Genomic DNA, 15,597 nt, shown 5'->3' with positions numbered 1-15,597 from the left:
TCCTCAAGTACGAGTACGGCTGGTTCGAGCGCCAGGTCGGCACGCAGGTCGCACTCGACGCGAGGGCTGATTGATGATGTCGACGCTCACCAAGTACGTCGGCGACCTCATCCAGCGGCCGCAGCCGTCTCCGCTGACCGTCGACGAGGCCTCGAGTGCGATCGAGAACGAGCGCCGCCGACTGATCGTCGACGTCGTCTCTCGGATCGACGACCGAATCACGATCCGCAAGCTCTCGGAGATCGTCGCATCGGCCGAACTCGAAAAGCCGGCCGGGCAGCTGACCTCCAAAGAGCGCAAGCGCGTGTACGTCGCGCTCTACCAGACGCACCTCCCGAAACTGGATGACGTCGACGTCATCGACTACGACCAGGACCGAGGTGTGGTCGAGGAAGGGGACGCGTTCGGTCACGCGCTTCGGATTCTCGAGTCAGTTCGTGCGGAGTGCGACAGCAACGGGGGTGGCGGTCAGTGACGGGCTTTACCGGCCGCTGTCACACCAACCAGCGGCGCTGTCGCTACTGCGGTAACGTCGGTGCCGCACACCAGCGTGTCCGCCGTTCGAACGGCGACGGCCGGCTCCAGTTCCAGTTCCGTTGCCCGGACGGTTCCGGGCGGAGGTACTCGCTATGATCGACGGGCAGCTCGGACTTCTTGCCGAGGCCGCCGACGAGCCACTCGAGAACTATCACGACCAGACCGGTCGCACGCTCTTCGTCGAGCGCACGCAGACCTACCTCGACGACGAGCTCACGATCCAATCGGGCCAGATCGCCGGCGACGTTCCCAAACAGGACGAGCGCGTCATGACCAGCGGTCACGAGATCGACGTCGAAACGCGGACCGTCAGCAAAACGGTCGCGTCCGACTGGGTCGCCGACGTCGACGGCGACGGATGGATCCTCGCCGAGCGCACACACGCAAGCGACCTCGAGCACGAACCAGACTGGCCGTTCAACGAGTTCCAGCATCTGTGCCGGACGGAGATCTCGCCCGTGCGCCTGAAACCCTGGCAGTTCGTGCGCAACCAGCGCGACGCGGACCGGGACTACGTCGTGAAGATGACGACTCGCGAGAGCGAGCTCGAGGACGTCTCGATCGAGTGGGGCAAAGGTGCGCTGAAGAAAGACGCGATCAACGCCGACGTCGGCGTCGCGCTGACGACCCACTGGCGGGATATGTTCGTCGAGTTGGTGCTGTACTCGTCGGGATATCTCGCCATCTGGGATCCAGGCGAGATGAAACCCGAGCTACTCGGCCGGTTCATCCACGACGAGATCATCCCGGTCAGCTACCTCGGTGACGGTGCCGAAATCGAAGAGACCCAGCAGCCCCACCAGACGACGCTCGACGACGCCGAGAGCGACGAGGGGGTGGATGCCTGATGGCGAGTATCGAAGACCGTCGGAGCATCGGCCAAGAGGTTGTCTTCCGCATCCGCAGGACCGGTAGCGGGGTCAAGGTGATCGAGTACGATGGAACCGGCCTCGCCGACGGCTACATGGCCAAATCGAACCGGCGGTACTTCTACGGCGACGACGCCGAAGAAAAGGCGACCGAGTACGCCTATCGGACGCAAGAGAAACTCGAGGACGTTCGGGACTGCCCTGTGATCGTCGTCGAACTCGGCGAAGTGATGGCAAAGAAACTCGCCACCGAGGGGGTGGATGCCTGATGCCGTCGACAGCACTCGAGGCGCAGGTGCTATCGCTCATCAACGAGCGCACTGCCCCCGAACCGGATGGTGTCCAGGACGCCAGCGGCGAACTGTTCACCGGGACGAAGCGCCTGAAACAGGAGGCGAGCAAGGACAACATCGACTGCTCGAAAGCCGAGCTCGAAGATGCCGTCGACGCCCTCGTCGAAGAGGGGTCGTTGATTACGTGGCACGGGCTTCTGGCACCCGCGAACGCCGACCATCTCCAGGCGATCATCGAGAACGAGAAGCAGTCGGAGATCACGCGGGACCTCCTCATCCGGAAATGTGAGGGCTTCCTCGAGGCAACGGAGGTGGCTGCCTGATGTCCTCGCTCGAGCCCGAGGAACTCGACGCGCTCGTTCGACGGACGCTAGCTGCCCAGGAGCAGAACAGCCGGTACATCTCGTCCAAGAAGCTTCGGCGGCTCGTCCAAGAGCGCGCCACCGAAGACCTCTCTCCGCAGGCGATCAGCCACTCAGCAAAGCGAGTTCGGGAAGACGGTTACCTCAGACCGTGGGGTGGCAAGATCCGGTCAGCGAACACGACGTACGTGATCACCAGCGCCGGCTGTCACAGGTGCGGCGAGTTGCACAAGTCGATGGCCGGTGCGATCTACTGTTGCGACGAGACGTTCGACGACATCGGCCCGGTCGCAGGTACACAGAGTATCCGCGGGCCCACACCCACGATCGCCGAGGCGAACGGGCGAGGTGAGCCGCAATGACTATTTGCCCCGTTTGCGACGAAGAGAGTAGTGTCTGTTACCGGTGTGAACACTGTGGGGCCGATCTGGTCGGTCGCGGTGAAGACGATCGCGACGTCGCGACCGACGGCGGGACCGACCTCGAGGTAGTCGAGAACCGCTGGCAGGAGCGACTCTCGGAGGCACGCGTCAGCGTCAGTCACGGCCTCGAGCCCGAGCGACTCGCTCGCCGGTACGCCGTCGAGACGAGCGACGAGATCGAGGAGCTGACCACGCGGGCGACGCTCGAGATGCTCAACGACGACTGGGCGACGCTGACGATCGACGACCTGGACGCAGCCGCCGAGCGGATGGACATCGACGTTCGCGATCGCGAGGTCGCGACCGACGGCGGCCAGTGCACGACCGGAACTGAACGGAGAAAGGAGCGGTTCTTCGAGGACATGGGCGTCTCGAGTCGCCCTGCAAAAAAGCTGGCAGAGAAGTTCGAGACGGAAGACCACCTCATAGATTATCTCGTCAACGACGGGAAATTGACCGACTTCAACGGAGTCGGTAGTCGATCGGCAGAACACGTCAGAGCGTGGCTCAAGGCCGAGTATCCTGAGAAGGAACGCGAGCGTAAGGAGCGTTCTGAGTCCTACTGTACGGAGTACACGACCGATCACGGAATCCCAGAAGACGAGAAAAAGGAGCCGTCTGAGCCGTATTGGGCATGGATCTGTCCGCGATGTTCGGACAAAAACCCAATGTACGGGCACCCGGACGGGTTCAAGAACCGCCCATACGCTTGCACAACGTGTCGATGGGTCCCGCTACTCGACGCGGAATCCATCGACGAGTGGCTTGAAGACTGCACACTACAGGCGGACGCCGACCCCGACGGGGGTGAGTCGGCGTGAGCCGCCGTCGTCACTACCAGAGCGTCGACGCCGTTCGAAACGAGGCGGGCGTCGGGGACCAGAGCAACGAGTGCGTCAACGGCACCGAGGGGTGCCCTGGCCCGGATACCAATGTTCCAGAGTTGCCGTGTTTTGAGTGCCTGCTCGAGGCCGACGGCGATCGCGAGGTCGCGACTGACGGGGGAACCGATCGCACAAAAGAGGGGGTAAACCCACACGCGCCGCACTGGTTCGATTTCAACCGGCTCAACGAAACGCCGAGCGACTGGACGTTCGAGGTCCTCGAGTGGGACGACGATCCGGATGCTGATGGCGTCGTTGACCGTGGCGAGGCCGAAGTCGTTCGCGGCGACCACCGATTCACCGTTACGACGTGGCTGCAGCCGCGAGCGCGGACACACGACCGGTACTGGAGCGTCGCTTACGAAACCATCAACCAGGACGGCGAGCCGGAACTACTGTCGTTCCACATCAGCCGCGACCAGGCGATCGCCCGGAACAACCTCGGACACGCTCGAGACTCGATCGACGAGGATGCGACCCCGCACGTTCTCGTCCGGGATCACAACGACGGACCCCGGGAGACGTTCGAGTTCCCTACGGCCTCCATGGCCGAAAAGGCGGCCGATCTCCAGACGCGGCTCAAGTTGGAGAACGACGATCGCGACTATCTCGTCACCGTTCACTCGAAAGAAGAGTGGGAAGATCGCCTAGAGCTCGAGCGGGAGGTCGTCACCGACGGCGGCGTGGTCTCGGTACCCCGCGTCACCTGGCCCCGCCGCGTGGAGAACGGCCAGCCGATCGTCGGCTACTACTGCGACAACTGCGGCCACGAGATCGAGCGGCCCTACCAGCCGGCACTTCTGTGTGAGTGTCCGAACTGCGGGGGCAACCCGCAGGGCGTTCGCCGGTTCGACGTCGAGCCGTTCGTCGACGAACGCCGCGAGCGTCTTCGCGAGCAGCTCGCCGAGCGGTACGGCCACCCGATGGGGTCCGACCGCGAGTGTGCTGTCTGCGGGGCGACCGAAGACGTCCATTTGGATCCCGGCGAGAACCTCGAGGACTTCGAGTACCGCTGTGGGGAGCATCATCTGTTCGGCTACTCCTACTGGTGGCAGCCGGGCGATCACCCCAGCCTGCTCACCCGCGAGTGGATCGAGACCTGCGACAACTGTCACGCCGAGTTCACCAGCGTTTTCGGCGTCAGCTATCTCGATCACCGGGCGGGCTACCAGCGCGATCTCTGCCTCCAGTGCACCGACGTCGACTGGCTGCGGCGAGCGATCGACGACACGTTCGCCCTCGAGGGAGGTGACGACTGATGAGGCTTTATTACACCGGTGGGTCGCCGGACAACCTCCGAAAGGCTCGAAAGCACGCGCCCTCGCACACGCACGGATTCGGATGGACACCGCAGAAGATGACGCCACACGACGGGCCGTATTTCGTCGACAACGGCGCGTACACGGACTCGTTCGACGCCGATGCGTACTACGAGACGCTCGACCGTGCACTGACCGAGATGCCCACGTCGCCGGACTTCTTCGTCCTCCCGGATGTCTACGGCGACGCCGAAGCGACGATAGAGAAGCACCTCGACTGGCTGTACAACTGCAAATTGCCGGTCGGAAGCGGCGAGGTAATGCGGTACTGGGTTCTCCAGCCCGGACTCCCGATCGAAGAGCAGTTCGATGCGATAAGGGGCTGCCAGGGCGTGTTCGTCGGCGGCCCAAAGCGCTGGAAGCGAGCGTACGGCGACCGGATCGTTGAGCTCGCCAACGACTACGACGACGATCCAACGCTAAGCAACGGGCTTCGGACGCACGTCGGGAATCCGGGCGGAGAGGATGGCCTCGTGTGGGCCTACCGAACTGGGTTCGACAGTTGCGATACGACGTCAATCTTCCAGAACGGCTACTGGCACTACCTCGAGCAGCTCGAAGAAGTCACCGACGAAACGCAGTCACCGGGCGGGCCAGACTCGGCCCAGGTCTCGTTGAGCGAGGTGGTTTCGACATGAGCGAGATCGACCGATGGGAGAACGATATCCATCGGGGGGACGCCGCAGAAACGCTCACACAGCTTCCAGAGTCGTCGGTCCACTGCGTGGTCACGTCACCGCCTTACTTCGGCCTCCGCGACTACGGCGTCGACGGACAGATCGGTCTGGAGGAATCGCTCGGGGAGTACATCGATGCGCTGGTCGACATCGGCGCCGAGATCCGGCGGGTGCTTCGCGAGGACGGCTCGTGGTGGCTCAACCTCGGCGATACGTTCGCGAGCAGCCCCGGATGGGGATCGCAGTCGGACGCCGTCGGGGGCCACGACGCGGACGTCGACCACTCGAGGCGAGGGTTCCGTCGGAAGTCCAAGATGCTCGTTCCACATCGCGTGGCGATCGCGCTCGAGAACACGGGGTGGGTCGTTCGAGCGGACGCCGTGTGGCACAAGCCGAGCGGGATGCCCAGCTCGGCGCACGACCGACTGAACGAGACCAAAGAGTTCCTGTTCCACCTGACTCCGAATCCCGACTACTGGTTCAACCTCGATGCTATCCGCGAACCTCACGCCACCGTCTCGATAGAACGCAGCACCAGGGCCGACAACCGCCACGAACACTCGCAGCGCCAGAGCGTCGCAAACGAGGAGACCCTGAACCCGGGTCAGTTCGTCCATCCGAACGGGAAGAACCCGGGAGATCTCCTCGAGATTAACCCTGCGCAGTATCCGGATACACACTTCGCGGTGTTCCCAGAGGAACTCTGCGAGACACCGATCAAATCATCTTGCCCGGACCGAGTCTGCGCCGACTGCGGCACTCCGTACGTGCGTGAGGTAGAAGAGATCGATCCGTGGGACGTTGAGGATCCCGACCGTGAGCAACTCCGGCGGGCGATCGAGGTGTACGAGTCCTCGGACCTGACCGAGGAGCACCTTGAGGCCGTTCGAGCGTACGGGTTTGCCGACGCGGCAGCCGGGAAGCAACAAGATCGGTCCGGACTCAACTCCGATGGGGTGCAGGAGCTCGCCCTCGAGGCGAAGGCCGCCCTCGGCGGCTACTTCCGAGAGTTCACGACGACGTTCAAGCGCACTCTCGGTTGGGTGCCCGACTGCGACTGCGAAACCGAGGTGACACAGCCCGGTATCGTACTCGATCCGTTTGCAGGGACCGGAACTGCCTGCCTCGTGGCGAAGCGTTTCGGCCTTCGGTTCGTTGGGATTGAGCTCAACCCGGACTACGTCGCGATGGCGCAACGTCGTGTCGGAATCAACGTCGACGAGCCGGAACGCCTCCTCGAGGACGAAGAAACGCCCCTAACTGCATACACGGACGCCACGGGGGTCGATCGAGATGTCTGAGGACGTCGAGTTCCGCGAGGAGATTCGCCGCGTCGTCCGCCGGAACGATCCCGAGCCGGACGAGCTTCGCGATCTCGCCGCCGACCTCGAGAAGCTGGCTGACCGCTACGAGGCGACGTCGGAGGTGTTGTAGCGTGGCGTCGGAGATCGAGAGCCGGCCACCGGCCGAGCGTCGCTACGAGTCGGTCCGAGAGAAGTACGACATCGACGAGCGCAACGACCTCGAGACGTTTCTGGACGCCGTCGAAGGGGCCCGGACCGTCTACGAGGTCCAGCGCGAGCTGCGCGAGCAGCGGACCAAGGTCAAAACCGCACTGAACAAACTCGGCCTCGCGAAGTCACATCACGACTTCCCGCCGGTCGACGTCGACGATCGCCTCGAGTGTCTTCGCGATGGTCGGCTCCCGGAGGACGTCCTGGTCGATCCCCGGCCGACTCTCGGACCGACGCAACGGCAGGTCTACGAGATCCTGTTCGAGGCCGACGAAGAGCTTCGACTCGGCGAGATCGCGGAGCGAACTGACGAGTTGAACGAAAAGCAAGCCAGCCGGGCGCTGAATGCGCTCACCGACCGCAACCACGTCAGCGCTCGAGACTACGGCGACCCGCGCGGCTGGTACCGCTACTCGATCAACACGGGTGATCGGGAGTGAAGCCGTGGCAGCACGGGTTGGTCCCACTGTTCGCTGGCGTGCTGATCTGCCTCGCGATCGCCGTCGCCGTCAGCTGCTCGGGGTGGTCGCTGTGACCGCTCCGTCTGACGGTCCTTCTAGATTTAAGTACGGGCCGAGACAAACAGGCAGCAACCAAGATAGGAGCAGATACCATCCGCTGTTCGATGGTTACCGCAGCGGGGCGTTGGCGCGCCCCGAAGAACCCGCCTCGTTGGTTCGTTCTGCGGCGGCTATCGAGTTAAAGTTTGCGCTCACAGAGAGCGGCGGCGCTGTCCAACGGCGTCGGTCCAAATACGCGATTCCACCCAGAGAGATGCATCTATCCACCGCGATAAGCCGGTCGCTCGCACACGATCCGACCAGCAACGGCTTTGATCAAACGCCCGCCGGCGGTGGTCGAGCATGACGGACGCCGGACTCTCGCCGACGCGACAGGTTCCGGCGGCAGCGGCCGTCATCGAGATCTCCGACCAGCCGGTGACCGACCTCTGGAGTGAGTTGTTCGATCACGCCGACGTCGTCGACGCGTTCGTTCGCGCCGTTCGCGAGCTCGCCCACGGCCAGACCGTTCCCGAGCTCTACGACGACCTCGAGGAGCGAGGCGTACCGTACTGGATTCGGTCACGCATCCGCGACGTCGCGCTCGGTGATCGGCGAGAAGCGTGGCGACTCGGCGCCGAGATCGTGCCGACGCTCGGCCAGGGACACTCGACCGTCGAGGACGTCGTCGCGACCGCCAAGCTGTTCGACGCCCTCGAGGGCGAGCCGCCAACGATCGCCTTCGTTGTCGACCGGGAGTTCGAGCAGCTCGAGCGGCGCAAGCGCGTGAAGATCTGTCGGTTGATCGCCGCGCTCTCGCAGGGCCTCGACGTTCGGTTCGTCGCGACGGGCGTCACGCAAGCGTTCGTCCAATGCGAGCATCGTGATCAGCTGCCCGGCGTTAGCGACTGGCGTCACACGGACCGTACTGACGGGCCACTGGCTGACGTCGTCGACGCCGCGGTAACCGACCTGGATCCGGACGGCCGAGACGTCGCGACGCTTCGACGGCTCGCTGACGAGGATAGCGAAGCGCTGTCCTACAGCCAGCTATACGGCGAGTTCCCCGAAGTTGATGGTTCACGAGTTCGCCAGACGATCCTCTCACTCGAGCGAGCCGATCTGGTTTCGACGTTCGACCCGAAAAACAACCGGAAGGTCGAACTGCTCGAAGCCGGCCGGCGCGTACTGGACGTTCTCGACGCCGAAATCGGCAGGCAGAGCGAGCTTTCGGACTGCGTTAGCGACTCCGGAAAATCCTCTCCCCAGTGCCGTGTAACCCCGCGTACGGGAGGGGGTGGAGAGGACGGGGCCCGGCCGTTCGACGTCGGTTGGATGAGCCGCCACAACCACGCTGCAGCGGCGGCCTGTGCGACCGCGGGCAGCGTGGCCGTCACAGACGGCCAGCTACCGGCCGGAGACGGCCGAACACACGAGGTGAGCTACGACCGCAACGCCGACGAGGCCGTGGTAGCTGTACAGGCGAGCGAGCCCCTACCCTACACGGTGAGTACCGCAGTGGCGTTAGCGACCCCGTGGTTTTTGGACGACATCCTCCCGCCGTCCCGAGTCCTCGCGATCGACGAACCACCGGCGATCCTCCGGGCCGGTCGCTGTATCGGAGCACTCTCCGACGAGGCCCTTGCGGATCCGCAGATCCTCCGTGACGAGCTCGTCGACTGGGGCCAACGCATCCAGGACCTCACGGTTGATCTTCGCAACGGCAACTACGACGATCGCGATGCCTTCCGCTCGGCGATCATGCGTCTGGCTCACGGTCTGACCGGCTCAATCGTCCACCTCCTGGATGCCGCAGGGATAGATCTCGTCCGAGAGATTCGCGTTCCATCCGGCGCCGATCGTGACGACCTCGAGGAGCTGGCGATCACCGTCGCGATCTCGGCGGCGATCCAGTCTCGCTACACTGACGCCAAAGACGACGCGTACAACGTCTATCGCCAGCTGTTCGAATCACGATCCGAGAAACGATCCGCAGCGTTCACGCCGACGGTTGATGCCCACAATCCAATGGGGCGGCTGATCGGCTCGATCGTTGTTCGCGGACCGGACGCACATCGCCTTCGCGAGCCCCTCGAGGCAGCACTCGGCTCTCCCGACGATCTCCACGAGGACGCGCCGGAGGTTGCAGTTCGCGTTCCGGTCACCGAGCCGGACCGCTCGGCGATCGCAGCCGTCGCGAACCGCATCCTCCTCCCAAAGCGCATCCGACCGACGGATGTCGGCGTCACGCTCTGTCACGCGTTCGTCCCGGATCCGTTCGCAGCGGCACGAGCACTCGAGCAACTCGCCAGCGAAGACGAGCCTCGAGATCTTCGCGTCGACGAGCTCCGGTACGCTTTCGCCACCCTGCCGACGACGTCGATCCTTCCCGAACTCCCGCCGTCAGCCGGGGCGATCGTGAAGGCACTTCTCGAGGCTGACCGGCCACTGTCACAGAGCGAACTGGCGGATCGAGCGGACGTCTCGACGCGAACGGTCCGCAATCACGAGACCATGCTCGTGTCGCTGGGCGTTCTCGACGGAGAGGACGGCTATCGTCTCACACTCTCGTTCCAGACGCCCGAGGAACGCCGGGAGGCACTCGTCCCACCGCTCGTCGAGAGCGGCGACCTCCTGGACGCTGCCGACGGCCTGCTGCTCGAGTACTTGCCACCGAAGCGGTACGGCGATCCGGACGACCCGCTCGGAAGGGTTCTGTTCTGGCCGCCGGATCCCTGGCTGCTCGAGGATCACGACGAACTGGGCCCGTGGTTCGACCTTGGGGTCCGGCTCGTCGACGTCGATCGACCGTCGCCCACGGAGGAGACGGTCGTGACGATGGGCCCGACAGTCGAGCAACAACCGCTCTCGCTCGGCGGTTCAACGGAGGTGGCTGGGTAGATGTCTGACGACAACACCTCGAGCGGAATGGAACAGGTTCGCTATCGCTATCAGGGCGCTCTGTTCCGAATCGTCACAAAAGAAGTCTCGGGGTTAGAAGCCGTATACCTTGAGAAGAAGCGGAGTTGCGACGACGAATGGAAGCAGGAGAAGAAACTCGGCTGGAGAGAGCATCGGCAAGTACGCACGGGTGGTGCCTAATGGTGGATCGAAAACTCGTTGAGCAAAAGGTTAGACAGGTCCTCTACGGCGGCGATGCCTACGACGCGTCTGAGGTGTTCGACAGAGCCGAATTTAGGGTTGCGAAGCGGATGTTCTCGGACCACATTCGGCCGGACGGAGACGAGTTAGTTCAAGAGCGAGCACAGAACGCGATCGACCAAATCGAGCGTTCACTACAGACGGAGGCTGATCGCAATGTCGAGTGACGACAACGCCTCGAGCGATACTGAACGGAGCAGTGGCGCGTTCCTGTGGTCTGGACTGCGGCCCGAGTCAGACCTTCCACTCTGGCAAAGAGTGGCGTTACTACCGTTCTACCTCGCGTCTCACGCTTACCACTGTCTGCGAGGGACGCCCGTTTATATCCAGTATGGGAACCACGAACTCCGACAACAAGACACGGGAACCGAGCAGTCTGAGGGGGCCGATCGCGATGAGTAACCAGCAACCCGTGGGCGTCATTCGCGCCGAGTGCAAGTCCTGCGGGTGGACGCTCGAGCGCTCGCTCGACGCCGCCGACCTCGAACCCGAGCAGAACCAGGGCATCGCGACCCGCGTCGTCTACTCACACTCCTATAAGTGCCAGTCCGACGGCGAAGACGGCTGGGGCGAGCAGACCGACGTCGATATGCAACTCGACATGACGGGTGAGCCATCGTGACGGGTGGTTCTTACACCAACCACTGCCCGCACTGCGAGACGCGGATCACCGCGGCCTCGAGGTACTGCCGCAGCTGCGGCCAACCACAGGACTGGTTCGACGATCGCGACGACGTCCACCCGGATCTCCGCGAGGCCTACCGGACGATGCTCTCTCGAGCGCGCGCCGTCGACGCCGATCCCGCCAACGAGCCTCCGCGATCGTTCGAACACGCGTTTCGGCTGCTCGTCCCGACCGCCAACATCGACGTCCTCCAGGAGCTGGTCGACGATGAGTGACTCACCGTTCCCGACGGCGATCTCGGATCACTCGTCGACGGCCAAACTCGTGTACGTCGTCCTCGAGTCAGCCGAAACAAGCCTCACACAGGCCGAAATCGCCGACCGGGCCGCTATCGACCCACGGACAGCAAGGGAAGCACTCTACGCGCTCGAGGATACGGGCGTCATCACACGTGACAGAGGGCTTACTGACGCGAGAGAGAAATTCTACTCGGCCAATAAGTGACACCATACCCCGGTAACTATCGTCTATTTATGACACTCTCACGAATTGATAGTAAGACCACAGTCGAGGGCTCGCCGAACAGGCCGCCGGCATCCGCCGGCCGTCTTTGTCCCACAGCCCGTGGTCCGACCCTTTCCTCGCAGCCATGAGACAGTTCACAAACCTTCCGTTCGAGACGCGTCCGTCCGATGAACGAGGGTATAAGACCTTCAAGCGGCTGATCTGGCACTCGAGTGAGGTCTGTAATTCCTGTTTCTCACAGATCAGGACAGTCGGGCCCAAACACCGGAAGAAACTCGAGCAACCGTCGGAGAAGCTGCTCGAGGACTACCGCGAGAGCCCGCCACAGTACCTCGAGATCAACGAGTGGTACGATCGAACGGAGAACGGCTCGCAGGAACACACGCCGTGGGATCACAACCGGCGGTTCGGCACCTGTTACTGCCTTCACTGCGGGACCGACTGCAACGGCAACCACCGGAACAAATCCCTCGAGGAGCTCAAGCCACTCGTCAAGAACATCTTCCGCTACGTGTCCTACGAGACCGATCACGAGCTCGACGGCAAGCGCTTCGGCGCGACCGTCCGCGAGCTGAAACAGCGCCGAGCTGCCCAGGGCCACGAGACGGAAGTGATGGCGATCGCGTTCGCTCGCGCACTCAAGCGCCCACCCCACGCAACGTCGACGTCGTCGACGCCGGTCGCGGTCAGCGACTAACGCCATGTCCACGGAGCCGACGGATGCATCGCCCCCGCTCCCCCGGGAACCGTCGGCCTGGCGGCCGGAGACGCACTTCGGCCAGAAGATCAAAGGGCTGAACGGCGACCGAAAGCGGCACCTGGACGGCGATATCGTCCGGGGCTGTATCGAGCGCGGGACGGCGACGAAGGTCAACCGCGACATCTACCATCTTCGCGAGGAGTTCGGCGGCGTCTCCTACACTCTGGTCGTCGACGCCGCGACCCGCGAGGTGATTACGGGCTATCCGGACGCGATCGACGCCGATGCAGCTCGCGAGTCGGGTCGATGGTCGTCCCAACAGATCGCGGACATTCAGCATTTCATCGCGACCGATCCCCGATGACCGACCCCCGATGATGGTCGACGGACGAAGTCCAAGACCGGAGGGCTCCAGACGCGGCTCGATGGCCGCACGCAAACCTGGTCAACTCGCGACATCCTCTCTCCCCGGCGGCGGTAGGCCGCAGACGGGGTTCGACTCCCCACGCCGGGGTCCCGATGACGTCCCGACCCCTGCTCGCCTGGTGACCGAGCACATCGGACTGAGGGCTCCCCCTCTATCCTCTTCGAACAGACCCGTTTCTCGTCGCGACCCAGGGCTGGTGACGCATATCGATCGGAACGCCTACCCGGCACGATCCATCGCTTCACGCGGCGACTGTCACGATTACGACACGGAGTTCGTTGGTAGTTCGGTTCATCTCGATACTGTCACCAGGTTCGCGACGAGCACGCGGTGCGGGTTTGCCGTCGGCCACCCCGGGGACAACTCGGACGTCGGCGGCTCGACGATCGACCGCCCGCGAAAGCGCGCGATCTCGACGTCGACCCACGGCCGCGAATCACGTTCCACCAGCCCGCTTTCAGACCTCTCTACACACGAGTCGGTAGCGCAACTGGGAGCGCACCGCTTTGAAGAAGCGGCGTGTCTCGGTTCGAATCCGAGTCGACTCATCCGACAGTGTCACGGTCGCCCCGTGCGCTGCCACCGGTCTGCCGCGACCGGAGTACCGCCACGAGTGGGAATACCATCGCGGAAGTCGCCGTCAAGGGGGCGACACAGAAATCCCTGCGACCACGGATCGTAGCGCAGTGGCCGACGCGCTCGGCTGTAGACCGAGAACACGTAGGTTCGACTCCTACCGATCCGATTCCCTCTCGTTTGTACAACATGCTCGAACCAATACTCGATCACATCTACGAGCTCGCCGCCGTTGGCATTGCGGGTCTCGGCGCCGCCCGCTTTTACTACGGGCCGCAGTTCTATGAGATTCCATGGCAACCGCTCCGGCGCGTCTTCATCCCGATGGCCCACGCCGTCGCGAAACACAAACTCGGCGACGAGTTCTACGCAGCCTACGAGACCTCGAGGCGAGAGCACGTCGCGACGCTGGACGTCCCGCACGAGGACGTCGTCGCCGATCTCGAGGAGGCCGGCTATCTCGTCGAGCCACTCGCCGCGCTGAAAACCGACTGGAACGGCAACACCGAGGTGGCCTCGTACGCTCGGCACTATGGCTCGAAACCGTTCCCCGGCGCCCCGGAGTGGCTTTGCAAACGCCAGGTTCACGTGACGCTGTTCGAGGCTCCAGGCGGCGGCACGATCGTGACGGCGCATGCTGAGGCGAACAGCTGGCGCTGGGATCTCGTCGAGGAACACTACCGCGGTGTCGGGATGGACATCGATTACGGGCGTCAGGAAGCAGCCCAGGATCTCGGAATCGACCCCCAGCCCTCTGCTATCAGCGATATCGATGAATCATGAGTTTCGAACCAAACCCGTACCAGAACTGCATCGAGAACCAACGGAGAGTCAATGAATACATGTCGTCCGATCGATGGAAGGTGATCAAAAGCATCCTCTATGCATCGATGGCGACCGGGTTTCTCGTCTTCACGGTCCTCTGGGACGTCCACCCGCATCACGCACTGGCGATGGGCGTCCTGCTATTCCTCTTTTATCATGCTGCGGAAGTGAAAGAAGTCGAAATCACCCGGTACATCTCGGTCACGTTCAAAAACGGACACTCGAAAAACACGAGCGACGACTCCGATCGCGAGGACTAACCCCATGTGGATCTGCACGCTCGAGCTCGTCGCTGAGTGCCCCGAGGGCGGCATGTTCGACGCGCCGGCAACCTACCGCGGCGACGGTGTCTGTCGACACTGCCTCAACGCTGTCCGTCCGGGCCCGTCGCCGAACGCCGACGTGCCGGCGACGACGTCCTTTCCGATCACCGATTGACTCCCCGGAGTTCCGCTGTAACGTGCCTCATAGAAAGCCATGACTCCCCGCGAGCCAACGATTTACGACCGCACCAAGATCGAGACCGACGAGCAATGCCCGATGTATCGCGGCGACGGGCCGGATCCGTGTACGAATACTGCCGAGTACCTCTTCGTCTACGAGGCCAGCATCGACCCGGACGATGACCGTCGACGGAACTGCCTCGCTTGTGCGGACTGCGTTCCCGAACCGACCATCTCATAGAATCCTATGACCGATAGCAGCATTCCGGTTTCGACGGAGTTCCGCGAGGATCTCCAGGAGCGCAAACGCGACGGCGAGTCCTACGAGGAGTTTCTGAAGCGACGTCTCGAGGACGGCCCGGACTCGACAGACGACGTCCCGGACGAGCTTCTCGAGGAGATCGACACGATCGTCGACCGCCGGCTCGGAGAGCAGCTTCGGAATTTCCGCGACGATCTGTTCAGCCAACTGCGGTAGCCATGACTTTCTATGACTGAGGTTCTCGTCGAGCCGAACGACACTGCTCGGAAGCTCCGAGAGTACGTTCGGCACAACCCTGACGTCCGCCACGACGACTACGAGAGTGACGGCGTCGACCCGATCCAGGAGGCTTGCTACGTTCTGAGCGAGGCCTACTTCCACGCTCGAGGTGGCAAAGACGCCGGCCTCGAGGTGTATCGCATCGGCTGGGCCGATGTGTACGACGACGCTGATGGCGCTCACTGGTTCCTTCGCGATTCCGACGACCGCGTCATCGACCTCTCACTCCCGTCGCCGGCGGACGGTCATGGAATCCCATGGGACCGGGCCCGACACCGGGCATTCATCACTGGCTACACACCCTCGAACCGAACGCAGGACGTCCTGAACGCCCTCGAAATCACCCCTCCCGCCGCCTCGAGTGGCGACTGACCGACTTCCGAAAACAACTTACCT

Annotated in this window: 24 protein-coding genes and 2 tRNA genes; all 26 read left to right on the top strand. The window is 63.3% G+C overall.

Going from position 1 to position 15,597, the window contains the following annotated elements; all coding sequences use genetic code 11:
• The first annotated feature begins 73 nt into the window (after positions 1-73).
• The 26 genes from EA472_RS22260 (at position 74) to EA472_RS22145 (ending at position 15,573) form a co-directional block, all read left to right on the top strand.
• Positions 74-475: a DUF7344 domain-containing protein gene (locus EA472_RS22260; protein WP_124193624.1), complete on the top strand. Its 402-nt coding sequence runs from the start codon at positions 74-76 to the stop codon at positions 473-475.
• 154 nt (positions 476-629) lie between these two features.
• On the top strand, positions 630-1,385 hold the full coding sequence (locus EA472_RS22255; RefSeq protein ID WP_124193623.1) for a hypothetical protein: 756 nt from the start codon (positions 630-632) through the stop codon (positions 1,383-1,385).
• Positions 1,385-1,675: a hypothetical protein gene (locus EA472_RS22250; RefSeq protein WP_124193622.1), complete on the top strand. Its 291-nt coding sequence runs from the start codon at positions 1,385-1,387 to the stop codon at positions 1,673-1,675. Before EA472_RS22255 ends, EA472_RS22250 begins: the two co-directional genes overlap by 1 nt.
• Entirely contained in the window at positions 1,675-2,022 is a 348-nt protein-coding gene (locus tag EA472_RS22245; protein ID WP_124193621.1) for a hypothetical protein, read from the top strand. Before EA472_RS22250 ends, EA472_RS22245 begins: the two co-directional genes overlap by 1 nt.
• The gene (locus EA472_RS22240; RefSeq protein ID WP_124193620.1) at positions 2,022-2,423 is read left to right on the top strand and encodes a hypothetical protein; all 402 of its coding nucleotides are present in this window, start codon (positions 2,022-2,024) and stop codon (positions 2,421-2,423) included. The genes EA472_RS22245 and EA472_RS22240 overlap by 1 nt, the downstream gene beginning before the upstream one ends.
• Complete coding sequence (locus EA472_RS23200) at positions 2,420-3,304, top strand: hypothetical protein (RefSeq protein ID WP_243637939.1); 885 nt, start codon at positions 2,420-2,422, stop codon at positions 3,302-3,304. Before EA472_RS22240 ends, EA472_RS23200 begins: the two co-directional genes overlap by 4 nt.
• Positions 3,301-4,626 (top strand): hypothetical protein, encoded by a 1,326-nt coding sequence (locus EA472_RS22840; protein ID WP_207891212.1) that lies wholly within the window; start codon positions 3,301-3,303, stop codon positions 4,624-4,626. The genes EA472_RS23200 and EA472_RS22840 overlap by 4 nt, the downstream gene beginning before the upstream one ends.
• The gene (locus EA472_RS22225) at positions 4,626-5,324 is read left to right on the top strand and encodes a hypothetical protein (RefSeq protein WP_124193619.1); all 699 of its coding nucleotides are present in this window, start codon (positions 4,626-4,628) and stop codon (positions 5,322-5,324) included. Before EA472_RS22840 ends, EA472_RS22225 begins: the two co-directional genes overlap by 1 nt.
• On the top strand, positions 5,321-6,664 hold the full coding sequence (locus EA472_RS22220) for a DNA-methyltransferase (protein ID WP_124193618.1): 1,344 nt from the start codon (positions 5,321-5,323) through the stop codon (positions 6,662-6,664). Before EA472_RS22225 ends, EA472_RS22220 begins: the two co-directional genes overlap by 4 nt.
• Positions 6,657-6,797, top strand: a complete 141-nt coding sequence (locus EA472_RS22735; protein WP_165874972.1) for a hypothetical protein — start codon at positions 6,657-6,659, stop codon at positions 6,795-6,797. Before EA472_RS22220 ends, EA472_RS22735 begins: the two co-directional genes overlap by 8 nt.
• 1 nt (position 6,798) lies before the next feature.
• On the top strand, positions 6,799-7,317 hold the full coding sequence (locus EA472_RS22215; protein ID WP_124193617.1) for a hypothetical protein: 519 nt from the start codon (positions 6,799-6,801) through the stop codon (positions 7,315-7,317).
• Between the two features lie 423 nt (positions 7,318-7,740).
• Positions 7,741-10,278, top strand: a complete 2,538-nt coding sequence (locus EA472_RS22210) for a helix-turn-helix domain-containing protein (RefSeq protein ID WP_124193616.1) — start codon at positions 7,741-7,743, stop codon at positions 10,276-10,278.
• On the top strand, positions 10,279-10,479 hold the full coding sequence (locus tag EA472_RS22205; protein WP_124193615.1) for a hypothetical protein: 201 nt from the start codon (positions 10,279-10,281) through the stop codon (positions 10,477-10,479).
• Positions 10,479-10,706, top strand: a complete 228-nt coding sequence (locus tag EA472_RS22200) for a hypothetical protein (protein ID WP_124193614.1) — start codon at positions 10,479-10,481, stop codon at positions 10,704-10,706. The genes EA472_RS22205 and EA472_RS22200 overlap by 1 nt, the downstream gene beginning before the upstream one ends.
• Before the next feature lie 227 nt (positions 10,707-10,933).
• Entirely contained in the window at positions 10,934-11,161 is a 228-nt protein-coding gene (locus EA472_RS22195; protein ID WP_124193613.1) for a hypothetical protein, read from the top strand.
• Entirely contained in the window at positions 11,158-11,439 is a 282-nt protein-coding gene (locus EA472_RS22190) for a hypothetical protein (protein ID WP_124193612.1), read from the top strand. Before EA472_RS22195 ends, EA472_RS22190 begins: the two co-directional genes overlap by 4 nt.
• On the top strand, positions 11,432-11,668 hold the full coding sequence (locus EA472_RS22185; protein ID WP_124193611.1) for an ArsR family transcriptional regulator: 237 nt from the start codon (positions 11,432-11,434) through the stop codon (positions 11,666-11,668). The genes EA472_RS22190 and EA472_RS22185 overlap by 8 nt, the downstream gene beginning before the upstream one ends.
• 145 nt (positions 11,669-11,813) lie before the next feature.
• Positions 11,814-12,386: a hypothetical protein gene (locus EA472_RS22180; protein ID WP_243637938.1), complete on the top strand. Its 573-nt coding sequence runs from the start codon at positions 11,814-11,816 to the stop codon at positions 12,384-12,386.
• Positions 12,387-12,390: 4 nt separating this feature from the next.
• The gene (locus EA472_RS22175; RefSeq protein WP_124193610.1) at positions 12,391-12,753 is read left to right on the top strand and encodes a hypothetical protein; all 363 of its coding nucleotides are present in this window, start codon (positions 12,391-12,393) and stop codon (positions 12,751-12,753) included.
• A 538-nt stretch (positions 12,754-13,291) separates the two neighbouring features.
• A tRNA-Phe gene (locus tag EA472_RS22170) sits at positions 13,292-13,364 on the top strand.
• A 124-nt stretch (positions 13,365-13,488) separates the two neighbouring features.
• Positions 13,489-13,561 (top strand) — tRNA-Tyr (locus EA472_RS22165).
• 20 nt (positions 13,562-13,581) lie between these two features.
• Positions 13,582-14,175 carry a hypothetical protein gene (locus EA472_RS22160; RefSeq protein WP_124193609.1) on the top strand — a complete coding sequence of 198 codons (594 nt, stop codon included), beginning with the start codon at positions 13,582-13,584 and terminating at the stop codon, positions 14,173-14,175.
• Positions 14,176-14,234: 59 nt separating this feature from the next.
• The gene (locus EA472_RS22155; protein WP_124193608.1) at positions 14,235-14,477 is read left to right on the top strand and encodes a hypothetical protein; all 243 of its coding nucleotides are present in this window, start codon (positions 14,235-14,237) and stop codon (positions 14,475-14,477) included.
• 4 nt (positions 14,478-14,481) lie between these two features.
• Positions 14,482-14,655 (top strand): hypothetical protein, encoded by a 174-nt coding sequence (locus EA472_RS22730; RefSeq protein ID WP_165874971.1) that lies wholly within the window; start codon positions 14,482-14,484, stop codon positions 14,653-14,655.
• Positions 14,656-14,907: 252 nt separating this feature from the next.
• Complete coding sequence (locus EA472_RS22150) at positions 14,908-15,138, top strand: hypothetical protein (RefSeq protein ID WP_124193607.1); 231 nt, start codon at positions 14,908-14,910, stop codon at positions 15,136-15,138.
• Between the two features lie 12 nt (positions 15,139-15,150).
• Positions 15,151-15,573 carry a hypothetical protein gene (locus EA472_RS22145; protein WP_124193606.1) on the top strand — a complete coding sequence of 141 codons (423 nt, stop codon included), beginning with the start codon at positions 15,151-15,153 and terminating at the stop codon, positions 15,571-15,573.
• Positions 15,574-15,597: the final 24 nt, after the last annotated feature.

The sequence above is a fragment of the Natrarchaeobius oligotrophus genome, assembly GCF_003841465.1.
In the GTDB taxonomy this organism is placed as follows: Archaea; Halobacteriota; Halobacteria; order Halobacteriales; family Natrialbaceae; genus Natrarchaeobius; species Natrarchaeobius oligotrophus.
This window is presented reverse-complemented; position numbering and strand designations above follow the sequence as displayed.